The following is a 12,095-nucleotide window of genomic DNA, read 5'->3' on the forward strand; positions in this document are numbered from 1 at the left end:
GCTACGACCCCCGCACGCGGCTCTACGTCGCCCGGCGCACAGCCGAAGGCATGTCAAAGAAGGACATCTTCCGCTGCCTCAAACGCTTCATCGCGCGTGAGGTCTACAAGTACCTGACCAGCATGAACATCCCACAGAACCAACTCCTACAGACCGCTTGACGATCTATAGGAGCTTCCAGACGGCTTCGGGGTTCAGGTCCGGTGCGTAGGCGGGAGACGGACGGTGGTGAGCCAGTCGCGCTCCGCTTCATACCGTTTCACCCCGGTGGCCAGGTGGGTGTTGAGGTTCTCCCCGCCCCGACCTCCACGCCGTACGTGACCACCGGCGCAGCATCGACCATCGTCTGCTACCGACTCTACGGTGCCGATCACATCGCGCTGGAATCCGTCGCTTCCGTCGCCAGGCATGCTGGGGCGCCCCGCCGACGGCTGCGCGCTGGCCGAGGGGCCGGGCAGTAAAGAACCGGGGTCGCACTGGGCGTGCCCAGGTCTGTCCCGGGCGGGGGCCGGGGGCGTTGTGATCCGCGCCTACTCCGAACTACCAGCACGCGGCTCAGGGCTCGCCCGGCGGATCACGGGCCGAGCCAGGGCCGGACCGATGCGGGGACCGGCCTGTGCCCTAATCGTGTTGACCGCCCCCGGCAGTCAGTGCTGGAGTCGGCGCGTGGACAGCATCCCCGCCAACCGGCGGCTCTGGAACAAGATCAGCAGCGCCTACCAGCACGAGCACGACCCGCAAATCGGCGCCACCCCCCGGCTGTGGGGCATGTACTCCATCCCCGACGCGCACCTGCACGCCCTGGGCGATGTCACCGGCAAGCGTGTCCTCGAACTCGGCTGCGGCGCCGGCCAGTGGTCCAGGGCACTCGCCGCCGAGGGCGCCACCGTGGTCGGGCTCGACCTGTCCGAGGCCCAACTCACCGCAGCGGCCCGCGCGATGGGAGCGACCCGCTACCCGCTGGTGCAAGGCGCCGCCGAACAACTCCCCTTCGCCGCCGACAGCTTCGACCTGGTGTTCTGCGACTTCGGCGGGCTCAGCTGGGCGCCCCCGCACCTGGCCGTCCCGCACGCCGCACGCGTTTTGGGCCGAGGCGGGCGCCTGGTGTTCAACGTCGCCAGCCCATGGTTCGAAGCCTGCTACGACGAAGCCGCCAGCCGCGTGACCACGACGCTGCAGCAGGACTACTTCGGGCTGAACACCATCGCCGAAGACGCCGGCGCGACCAGCTATCAGCTCACCTACGGCGACTGGGTCAAGGTCCTGCGCGGCGCGGGTCTCATCATCGACGACCTCATCGAGCCGCGGCCTGAACTCGGAACACCCAACGGCTACAACGAAACCGACCCACCCGACTGGGCACACCGCTGGCCGGCGGAACTGCTCTGGGTGGCCCACAAACCGTAAGAGGTCCTGGATCGAGCGGCCAAGCCGGTCCACGGACGGGACGACGACGGTATTTCCCTCGCGGAGATAGCCGAGCGCATTCCACGGATATGTCCTGATCGCCGTAGATGTACGTCAGAATCGCCGCCAGCTCGACCGCGCACGGCTGCGTGCCGATCAGTTCGAAGCAAGAGTTCACGATCATGCCCTTCCCAGGCTCTCACTAGGTGACGGGGCATCGCGGAAGAACGCGGTGCCCTCATATCACGGGGGGCGATCGTCACGGCGACATCGTGCGTGGCCTGGAGCGCGCGTGCGCCCTCAACCGGGCCCTCACCCTCGACCTCGAACGCGGGACCGACCGCAACCACCCTCACACAATCGCCCGCGATCTCGACCGTGTCCGCGCCATGCTCCGCGTCCTCGACCGCGTCCGTGTCCCAGGTCGCAGCCTGAGCTCTTCTCTCCGGCTCCTGCTTGACCGCGCTCACTCTCGCACCCGCGATCTCGAACTGGCCCTGGAGCGCGTCGGCTCCCCCGAACGTGTTCTCACCTCCACCATCGTCGCCATCAGAGTCAATGAGGTTTCACGAGCCATCGGTATGGTGCTGGGCCAGGAAGCACCCGCGCTGGAGCGGGACTCCGTGCACGCGTTCATCAATGACTTCACCATGGCCGACCTTCGGGCAGTCGACCTCGACGGTGTCAACCTCGCTGGAGTGCGATGGTCGGAGACTGGAACCCAGTGGGGTCCTGCAGTGGATGTCAAAGAACTCAAGAGCCGTTCAGAGGAAACCCCTCCACACAGCGGCATCTGGGTGGTTCGATCCGGCACTGCAACCGTGCGAGGTCTCGCAGTCGACTCGGGATGACGTTGGGACAGTGGTCCCGGAGAGTCCGGGGAGCAGCGTGTCCCGCTTGCGAAGCAGAGCGTCGGCAGGGCGGCCGTGTTCGGTGGCGGACAACCTGCTCGGACAGCACGGCCTGACGGTCCTCCGCGCCAGGAACACAGCCGTGATCGAGGCCGTCACCACGCTCCCGCCCATCGTCGTCACCGACCTGTTCGGCCGGGCCCCGCCACCGCGGAGACGTGGGCCGGGTGCGCCAGCGACAGCTGGACCTACTACCTCGCCGCCCGGACATGACGGGGAATGACCGTGTGAACATCGATGCATCCTGCTAGCGTCTGCGACATGAAGCGCGCTGCCATCACGACGACGCCGGAGAGTGTCCCGGCGCGCTGACAGACGACCTGATCCGAAGCCCCGGGGCAAGTGCCCCGGGGCTTCGTCGTAGGCCCGGTCACTTGCTCCGCAACCAGCAAGGAGACCACGATGGCCACCGTGCACGACCACCGCAAGCTCGGCCGGGAACTGGGCCTGTTCGACACCGACCCGCTCATCGGCGCCGGTCTGCCGTACTGGCTGCCCGACGGCGCGACCGTGAGGCACACCCTGGAGGAGTACATCCGTAGCGCCGAGCGGCGAGCGGGCTACCAGCACGTGTACTCACCGGTCCTCGGCAAGCGGGAACTCTATGAAATCTCGGGCCACTGGGCACACTACAGCGACGACATGTTCCCCCCGATGGATCTCGGCGGTGAGCAGGTCGTCCTGCGGCCGAGCCTGTGCCCTCATCACGCGGTGATCTACCGCTCCCGCCCCCACAGCTACCGCGAACTGCCCCTGCGCATGGCCGAACTGGGAGGCATGTACCGCTCCGAGCTCTCCGGCGTGCTCGGCGGGCTGACCCGGGTGCGGGCGATCCAGCTCAACGACGCTCACATCTTCTGCACCCTGGACCAGGTCGCCGAGGAAGCACAGGCGGCGCTGGAGATGATCCGCCGGGCGTACAAGGCACTCGGCATCTCCCCGACCCGTTACCGGCTCTCCCTCCCGGGCCCCGGGGGCAAGTACGTCGCCGCCCCCGAGAAGTGGCAGCGGTCCACCGCACTGCTGACCGACGTCCTCGACCGCTCCGGCCTGCCCTACGAGGCAGCCGAGGGAGAAGCCGCGTTCTACGGCCCCAAGATCGACGTCCAGGTCGCCGACGGCGCCGGCCGGGAGTCCACCCTGTCCACCGTCCAGGTCGACTTCCACCAGCCCGAGCGGTTCGACCTGCAGTACATCGGCGCGGACGGCGCCAAGCACCGCCCGGTCATGGTCCACCGCAGCATCATCGGCAGTGTGGAACGTGCCGTCGCCCATCTCATCGAACAGCACGGCGGTTCCTTCCCCGCCTGGCTCGCCCCTACTCAGCTGGTGATTCTCCCGATCTCCGACACCGAATCGCCGAACGCCGTGACACTCGCCGAGCGATGCACCCGTCTCGGACTGCGTGCCCAGGTCGCGGGACCGGAACGCGGCAGCCTGGGCGCCCGTATCCGAGAGGCCCGCCTGGTTCCCTACCAAGCAGTCATCGGTGCCAAGGAGGCCGCTGACGATCTCGTCGCACTGCGCTTGCGTGACGGACGCCGACTCGGCCCACAGCCGGTCAGCGACGTACTCACCCACATCAGCTCTCTCATCGGGACACACAGCACCGAGCTGTGGGCGGACGCCACCTCTTAACAGGTCTCCCGGTCAGTCGGCTGATCGCCAAGGGTGCGAGTCTGGAGCGACCGTCGGCGGACTGCGAAGAGGCTCCGCAGGGCGCGCCGCTGCGACTTCCTCGGTCCGCCATCCGTGGATGTCCAGCAGCAGGCCGTCCGGCGGCCCGCCGACCAGTTCGGCGTAGGTCCGGTGTGGGAGCGGGCCGGGGTGAGGGTCGTCGTGCTCCGTGCCGCCAGAGGACGGGCCCGGCCGGGCCGTGTTCCCGCAGCTGATCCAGTGTGGTCGTCACGATCGCCATCAGGCTCGCCCTCCCGTCGTCCGCGGCCGGGCGTCGGCGCCCGGCCGCGGAGAGGACCGGGCCCCCGGACCCGATGATCTCCCCCACCAGCGACAGACAGCTCAGGTCATACGGGGCCGGTCGGCCGGTTCAGTCGGTGAGGCCGTAGTAGTCGGCGAGGAACTGTGCGATGTCCGCCTCGTGCGGCAGGAGCCGGGGGAGGTACGCGCTCAGGGCCGAGCGGGTCGCGTGGGCGAGTGCCGCGCGGGAGGTGGCGGCGGTGCGGACGTACGGGTCGAGGGCGCGGATGAGCTCGTAGTTGCTGGCGACGTCCACGTCGTGGAGGGCCTTCTCCAGCGGGGGCGCGTCGGCGGGCGGGACGGCCGGGAGGATGCGGGAGATGTAGGTGACCCGGTGCAGGACGCGCCAGCACGGCGGCTTCTGCGCACTGTGCCGGGCCTGTCGCAGCGCGGCGGCGTTGGGTTCGTTGCTGCTGGCGAGCCAGACGGGGTCGGCGACCTTGTGGTAGAAGTCGTCGAAGTGGATGGTGTCCTCGCCGAGGTGGAAGGTCATGAAGCGGTAGGCGTCGACCTTGCCGGGGACGAGGACGGGTTTGCCGGAGGCGTCGGAGACCGGCTTGCTGTCGGTGTACCTGCGCAGATCGCGGGTGGGGTTGCAGGTCACTTCCAGGCTGTGGGAACGGGTGGCCTCCCGGCTGCGGGTGCGGGTGACGGTCATTCCCCCGCCGAAGGTGGCCTCGAAGTGGAGGCCGAAGCCGACGCCGAAGACCTCGAACCCGGTCTCCAGGGTTCCCGTCACCGAGCCGGAGAGGCTGTAGGAGCCGCCCGTCGTCTGTGTGACGACGTCGGTGGTGCCGGTGGTCTCGGCGAAGAGCCCACCGTCAGCGGTCCAGACGTAGGTGTTGGCGATGTTCCGGTTGGTGAAGGATCCCATCGCGGCCGTGGGCTGCTTCTTCTCCCCGCCCTTGCCAGAGGCTCCGACGAAGGACTCCAGCACCTTCGCCGCGCGCCCTTCGGTCGGGTCCGGGGTGTGCGTGTCGGTGGACACCGTGGAGTAGTACGCCTCCAGTTGCTGGTGCTCGCGCATGATCCGGCGCTTGATGGCGTATGCCTCCCGGGGTTTGAAGTAGCTGCACTCCCCGCGCTGGACGGCGTTCGGATAGGCGGGGTCCAGCACCTTGCCCCGGTCGTTGAAGCCGACGGCCCCGTCCAGGGTGCCCTGCTTGGTGTAATGCGGGTTGATGGGGAAGGAAATGATGTTCCAGTCCTTGGGGATGTCCGGGTTCGGCAGGATCCGGTACGCGACCAGGTCCCCGGTGTGTGCCAGGCGCAGGGCGTAGATGTCGGCGGTCTCGGACTGGACGAGCGCGTAGCCGGTGTTGGCGGGTATGTAACGTGGGCCGATGGCGTCGTTCAGCGGGGCGCCGGCCTCCCAGGCGCCGGTGAGGGTGGCGGTCAGGTCGCGCTCGGTGCTGGTGCCCTGGGAGACGGAGGTTTCGTCGGTCCAGGCGTTGGAGAATTCGAGGCTGCCGCCGATGCTGCCGGTGAAGTCGGCCTCGAAGAGCGGACTGGCGGTGCCGAAGCCGAGCGGCGCGAGGATCAGCAGCGACTGCTGGTCCACCTCGGTGGCCGCGGTCATGCTCCAGCTGGTGTCCACACTGCGTTCCCGGGCCGAGGAGAGGGTGGAGGTGATGTCGCTCGCCTGGGCGAAGGTGACCTCCGAGCAGCCGGCGGGGTCGGTCGTGCCGGTGAGGTTCTCGGAGGGGACCGGTGGCGCGCCCTCGATGTAGCCGACGAGCTGCGGGTCGAACTGGGCCTGGCTCACCCATTCGCTGACCAGGTCGCCCACCTTGTAGCCGGTGGTGAGGTGCCAGGAGCCGTCGGTGAGATGGGCGTAGCAGCGTTTGAGAACGCCGTGCGGTTCCCCGGTGGGCGCGTATTGGAGGTCGGCGTATTCGGCGGCGGCGGGTGGTGCGGAGATCTGCTGGTGGAACGGGGTTCGGACGCCGGCGATGGCGGAGCGGACGGCTGCGGTGTCGGCGGAGATCGGGGCGGTGGAGAGCACGATCTCGGGGCGGCTGTTGTCGGTGCGGGGTTCGAGGTGGCTGCCGCGCAGGGAGTGGTCGAGGACGGCTTGGGCGGTGCCGGTCGTGGAGGCGGCGTCGAACGGCCAGTAGCCGAGGAGGTCCTGTTTGTCGCCCTTGAGCCGGGTGAAGAGGTTGTCGAGGAGTTGCTCGTGGGTGCGGGCGGTGCGCCAGAGGCGTACTTCTTCCAGGGTGCCGCGGAAGAATTCGGAGAAGGTGCCGGTCTGGGCGTACGCGCCGAGGGTGAGCTGGTCGTCGCCCCATTCGCTGAGCGGGTTGGTGGTGGGAGTGTCGCAGGCGATGGGGCGTCCGTTGCGGTAGAGGGTGAAGGTGCTCGCCCTCGGGTCGGGGTCGGCGGCCCAGCGGGCCCTGCGCAGCGTGAGATGGTGGCCGCCGGCGAGGTCGGCGGTGGTGTTGCCGTCGTTCTCCTCGAAGGTCCACCGGGCGATCGAGTTCTCGTCCCGGGGCTGGAGCACGGTGCCGAGCTGAGCGGTTTCCCGGGCCTTGCCCCAGAGGCGGATCTCGCCGATGGTTCCCTTGAACGGGTGGTCGGCGGTGCCGTCGCCGCCGCGGCCGACGTCCAGGGAGGCGTTGTTGCCCCGGGGGCCGGGGCCGGTGTAGCGGGTGGTGCCGTGGTGGGCTCCGTCGACGGTGAAGGTGATGTCCCGCCACTCCTCGACGTCGACCCGTTCCACCACGTCGACGCTGCGTGTCGTGGTGGCGCCGGAGGCGTCGGTGACCGGGAAGGCCCGGGTGCCCTTCACCTCCTGGCTGGTCCGCCCGGCTCTGCGGACGACGGCGATCCGGTGGAATCCGGCCGTCAGTGCGGTGGAGGAGGTGAAGCGTTTGACGACCGGGCCGGGCTCCTCGAAGGCGAACTCCAGTTTCCCGTTGGCGAGGACGGAGAGCTGGTACGGGACGCTGCCGCCGGAGCCGTCCCCGAGGCGGCCCTTGGAGATGAGGCCCTGCCGGGTGCCGATGGCGTCGATGGTGGCGAAGACCTCGATGGTCAGGTCTCCGGTGGCGTCGAGGGCGTCGGCGTCGGGGGCTTCCGCCCAGGCGCTGCCGTCGAACCGCAGTGCCCAGGACTGCTCGTACACGGAGGCGAGATGGGACCATTCCCCGCCGGGATAGGTGTCGCGGCTCTGCCGCACTTTGTCCCCGACCGCGGCGATGACCCGGTGGCCCCCGAGGGCGGAGTCGCAGGTCGCGGGGTCGCCCCACACGCCGCCGTGGCGTGCCAGCGGTCCCAGGTCGGCGAACAGCAGCTGCCCGTCGGTGTAAGCGGTGCCCAGCCGGGACTTGTCGTAGATCCAGGCGCCGGTCAGCCCGGGCTCGTTCGGGGCGACCCGGCGGTGGCGGTCGGTGTCGATGTCGGCGGCGGACCGGGCGGTGCTCCAGGTGCGCAGTTCGGCGAGCCGGCCGGAGAAGAGGGTGGTCGTGCCGCTGTCCGAGCGTCCCACGATGAGGTAGGTGCTGGCGGTCGGGGTTGTGGTGGCGGTGCGTCGCGCCACTTCCACCCCGTCCCGGTGGATGATCTGGATCTTGCTGGTCCGGTTGAAGGTCACCGCCCAGTGGTGCCACTCGGTGTCGGTCCAGGCCGTGGCGGTGGTGAGGGTCTGCGCGGTGGAGCCGGAGCCGAAGCCGAAGGTGAACTTTCCGTCCGAGGTGAACCCCATGACGAGCCCGTTGGTGCCGCAGGAGACGATGGTGTCCGCCGTGGTGCGGTTCGCGGCGCGCTTGAGCCAGCACTCGATGGTGAAATCGGTCTGGGTGGGATCCGCGTTGTTGATCTGCATGGCGTCGTTGGAGCCATCGAGGAGCATGCCGCCGCTGGTGGGTGCCGGGGTGAGGGCGAGCACCGCCTTGGTGTCCTGGCGTTTGACGTGCAGGAGACGGGCCCGGGTTCCGGGTACGGCCTGGGGTTTCACCCACGCCTCGGCGGTCAGGTCACCGGCGGGGGCGACGACCTGGTCGAGCCGGGTGCCGGGCAGGGAGAGGCGGTGGGCGGCGCCGTCGAACTGAAAGGCCCGGCCGGGTGCGTCCCCCCGCCAACGGGCGGCGTGCCCGGTCACCTGCCGGGTCGCGGTGCCCCCCGGCAGTATGCCGTTCGCCTTGTCCGCGCTGACGGTGATCCACTGCGATCCCCTGGTGGCGCTGAACCCTGCCCGGGAGGCCGCGATGTTGTCCGGGCTGTAGAGAACCAGGGAGATCGCGGACCCGGCGGGAAGCCCGGCGGCGGGGGCGGGATTCACGCGCAGCGTTGTCGTCCCGACGACCGCGTCCGCGACCGTCTGGTGGGTGGTGTCCCCGATCCTCAGGGTGGCGCCGGAGACGACGGCGCGCTGGCTCGGCTGGGTGAGCGTCACCGTGCCCCCCGACACGCTGGCCACCGTACCGACCTGGACGGGCTCATCCTGGGTGCCGTTGACAATCGCGGCCATGTCCTTGATCTGACGTGGCAGCTTGTTGAAGACCTCGCTGTCCGCGCCCCGGGTGATCGCCAGGGTGCAGGAGGACGCCTCCCAGTCGAAGACCTGGATCTGAGTGCCGCTCAGATCGATACCGGGATCACGGGCTGTGAACAGCACGGTCGCCCCGCCGCCGGTCAGCCGCTGTGCGCTGCGTACCGCCGTGGTGTCGAGGTAGGCCGCGAAGAACTGCCCGTTGGTGCCGCGGAAGTAGAGTGCCACCCGCCCCGTCGCGCTGTCGACGAGATAGGGCGTCGTATCCGTACGGGCGAAGGTGAGCAGCCCGCCCGCAGTGCTCAGGCCACCGGGGTCGATACTCAGGTGGGGAACCGGCAGCAGGACATCCCCGTTGCCGAGGCGTCCGAGGCTCAGCCTGGTGAGCTCGTCCTGGGCGATCGTCAGCTCGGTCTCCTTGACGGCCAGATCCTGGGACTTCTGGTCGACGAGCGCGGGGAGCTGGGTCAGCCTGGCCATCTTCTCCTGGGTGAAGGCGTTCTGGAACCTCTCCAGGGTGAAAGGGCAGGCCCACTGCTCTGCGCGCATCACGCCGATGGCGGACCAGAACTGTGCGCTCCCCGTGCCCTCGTCGTAGGCGACGCGGGCCAGCCACTGTGCGGTTTCGGCGTTCTGGAGGGTGAAGGTGCCGCGCAGGTCGCCCTTGACGTACCAGGAGGTCGAGGCCGGGGCGCTGCCCGAGGAGACGGTGAGCAGTCCGGGGCGGCCGGGGATGTGACTGTTCGCGGGGGTCAGCCCCAGCATCCGGTCCGAGCGCTCCATACCGGAGGTGATGGTGACGACCGGGTTCCCGTATCGGCCCGCCGCTCCCGGTACTGCCGCCAGGCGCCAGTAGGAACCCGAGGAGGGGCCGAACGCGGTCCCGTTGTGGGTGACTGTCTGGTTGTTGGCCAAGAGATAGGTGGAGTTCATGGCGTAGAACGATCCGCCGGCGGGGTCCTTGAGCGTCACGACCCAGGTCAGCGGGTCGGCGGTCAGCTGGAACCGGGCCGCCTCGGTCTCCAGCCGGGCTTGCTCAGCCGTCAGGTTCGCGGTCTCCGTGCGCAGTGTTTCGACGCCCTGGGCAAGCTGGTTGACCCTGGTCTCCTGAGTGGTGACGGCGGCGGGCTGCTCCGGCGGGACGGAGATCTCCTGGAGGGTGACCACATCCGGTGTCGACGCCAGCCGCCCGTCCGCCCCGACGCCGAAGTCGACCGTGGCGGTGTGTGCGTCCGCCGAGGCGTTCCCGGCCGGGCGGGTCGCACAGGCCAGCAGTACCCGGGCCTGTCGTTTGGCGGGCCGGGCCACCTCCTGATGGCCGGTGATCAGCTCTTCCTGCTGGTAGTAGAGGCAGGCCGAGAGGCCGGAGACGACCGTTCGCCCGGAGAGGGTGAAGCTGTCGCGGCGTACCCCGGGGTGGTCGCTCACCGGGGCCTCGGATGTCACCCAGACCGGGAATCCGTCGAGCGTGCCCCGCAGGTTCGTGTCGGTCTGGTCGTACAGGGTCCAGCCGCTGGCCTCGTCGAAGCGGAAGTAGGCGCCGAGGCCGGGGTCGTTGCCGATGAGCCGGTGGCTGCGTTCGTCGGCCAGTTCTCCCTGTCCGCGGGCCCGGTTCCAGATCCGTACCTCGTCGATGATTCCGTGGAAGAAGCCGCCTGCGGCGGCGGAGCCTCCGATCCGGAAGGTGGCCGTGCCGTCGGAGGCGTAGGGGAGGGTGGCACTGCCGCAGAAGGCGCCGTTGATGTAGAGCGTGGCGACGGTGCCGTCGAAGGAGGCGGCGATGTGGGTCCAGACGTCCTGGGGAACATTCTGGGAGGAGGTCACGGAGCCGGTGCCGTGGTCCAGTACGAGTTGCCCGGTGTTGGTGATGCGCAGCCGTAACCCGCCCTGGCCGGCCCCGGACCAGCGGGTCAGCACCGGGCCGCCGGCCGCTCTGCGCTTGACCCAGGCTTCCAGCGCATAGGCCTTGCCGGCGAACTTGAGCTTGTCGGCTGCTCCCAGGTCCACGGTGACGCTTTGGCCGTCGAACCGCAGGGCGCTTTCCGCCATCGCGCCTTCGGGGCTCAGCGGTACGAGGGTGAGGCCGGTGAAGGGGCAGGTGCCCGGCTCGCGTTCAAAAACGGAGTCGCGGTACTTCGGGTCCGGGCTGGTCCAGTAGCGGCTGCCCTGGATGTTGAAGAGGCCGTCGGCCGCCTGCTCGACGTTGAACATGTCGATCCGGCCGGTGACGTCGTTGTGGGCGAAGAACTGCCACCGCTGCTGCCCCTGTACCGCTGTGGGGACGAGGACCGCGGCGAAGCGTCCGCCGGTCAGCTTGCGGATGAACGGCAGTTCCTGGGTCGGCTCGTGGAAGGGGGTTCCGTCCATGTCGGTCGCGCCCAGGCTGTCCTTCGCCGACTCGGGCTCGCTCTTGTGGCGGCTGCGCCGGAACCGGACTTCCGCAGTCGGCTTCAGCGTCCCGCCGACCAGCAGGAACCGGTCGCAGAGCAGGGTGCCGTCCACCACCGGCACCTTCACTCCGGTGGAGTCCGCCACCAGGTCCGTACGGGAGGTGTCGCCGGAGCAGCCGCCGTCGTTCAGCAGGAAGAGGGCGTCGGCGTGGCCGCGGTCGATCGCCTGGCGCAGGATCACCACGGACGTGCCGTCCGAGAGGACCTGGAAGGGGACGCCGGGCGCGGTCAGCCGAGCCGTCGTGGAGAGGAAGGGGTCGGTCTCCTCGTCGGCCAGGTCCTCGTCCCCCTCGGCTTCGACACGGCCGCCCCGCTTGACCCTGGGCATCGCGGTCGCCCCGACGATCGCGTACCCGGCCTGGGTCATCTCGTTCGGGAACGGCACCTCGGTGGGGGTCTCGGTCCAGTACGCGGTGTCCAGTACGCCGCGCGCCTCGTCGTGTGTGGAGAGGTCGAGCACGCTGTAGACGATGCGCCGGTTGCTGTCGAGCGCGAAGGCGATCACCGTGCCCTGGTGGCGCACCATCGTGGTGAAGGTGTACGTCCGGTCACTGTAGATCCGCACCAGACTCTGATCCGTTGTCATCAAGCATCCGTCCTCGGCAGTCCGCGGCCGGCCCGCACAGCGGCGGACAAGAAGTGAGTGTGAGTGAAGGGGGCCGGGTGCAGTCGAACACACCACCGCACTGGCCGAATACCGAACAAGATCTCTATTTCTCCTTCACGGCGCATGGAACAGCCGATTCCGTCGGCATCGAAATTCGGCCACCGGGCCACTGCCCCTACCGAAGACCGCTCCCCTATCCGGCAGGAATCCCCGCGCGGGAGGCGACCGGCGCGTCGCGAGGATCAGGCAGGTGA

General features: G+C 69.2%; 5 protein-coding genes and 1 pseudogene. 4 read left to right on the plus strand and 2 right to left on the minus strand.

The window, feature by feature from the left end:
* The 4 genes and pseudogenes from ACIQNG_RS25980 to thrS form a co-directional block, all read left to right on the plus strand.
* A pseudogene (locus ACIQNG_RS25980) lies at positions 1-161 on the plus strand (IS110 family transposase); the annotation flags it as partial.
* A gap of 505 nt (positions 162-666) precedes the next feature.
* Positions 667-1,407: a class I SAM-dependent methyltransferase gene (locus ACIQNG_RS25985; protein ID WP_401488244.1), complete on the plus strand. Its 741-nt coding sequence runs from the start codon at positions 667-669 to the stop codon at positions 1,405-1,407.
* A 272-nt stretch (positions 1,408-1,679) separates the two neighbouring features.
* The gene (locus tag ACIQNG_RS25990; protein WP_401488246.1) at positions 1,680-2,258 is read left to right on the plus strand and encodes a hypothetical protein; all 579 of its coding nucleotides are present in this window, start codon (positions 1,680-1,682) and stop codon (positions 2,256-2,258) included.
* A 471-nt stretch (positions 2,259-2,729) separates the two neighbouring features.
* Positions 2,730-3,956 carry a threonine--tRNA ligase gene (thrS, locus tag ACIQNG_RS25995; RefSeq protein ID WP_401488540.1) on the plus strand — a complete coding sequence of 409 codons (1,227 nt, stop codon included), beginning with the start codon at positions 2,730-2,732 and terminating at the stop codon, positions 3,954-3,956.
* Between the two features lie 12 nt (positions 3,957-3,968).
* On the opposite strand, the gene ACIQNG_RS26000 is transcribed toward thrS, so the two are convergent.
* Complete coding sequence (locus ACIQNG_RS26000; protein ID WP_401488542.1) at positions 3,969-4,211, minus strand: hypothetical protein; 243 nt, start codon at positions 4,209-4,211, stop codon at positions 3,969-3,971.
* 154 nt (positions 4,212-4,365) lie between these two features.
* Positions 4,366-11,820: a LamG-like jellyroll fold domain-containing protein gene (locus ACIQNG_RS26005; protein WP_401488248.1), complete on the minus strand. Its 7,455-nt coding sequence runs from the start codon at positions 11,818-11,820 to the stop codon at positions 4,366-4,368.
* Positions 11,821-12,095: the final 275 nt, after the last annotated feature.

It is taken from the genome of Streptomyces sp. NPDC091377 (genome assembly GCF_044757045.1).
Lineage (GTDB): Bacteria > Actinomycetota > Actinomycetes > Streptomycetales > Streptomycetaceae > Streptomyces.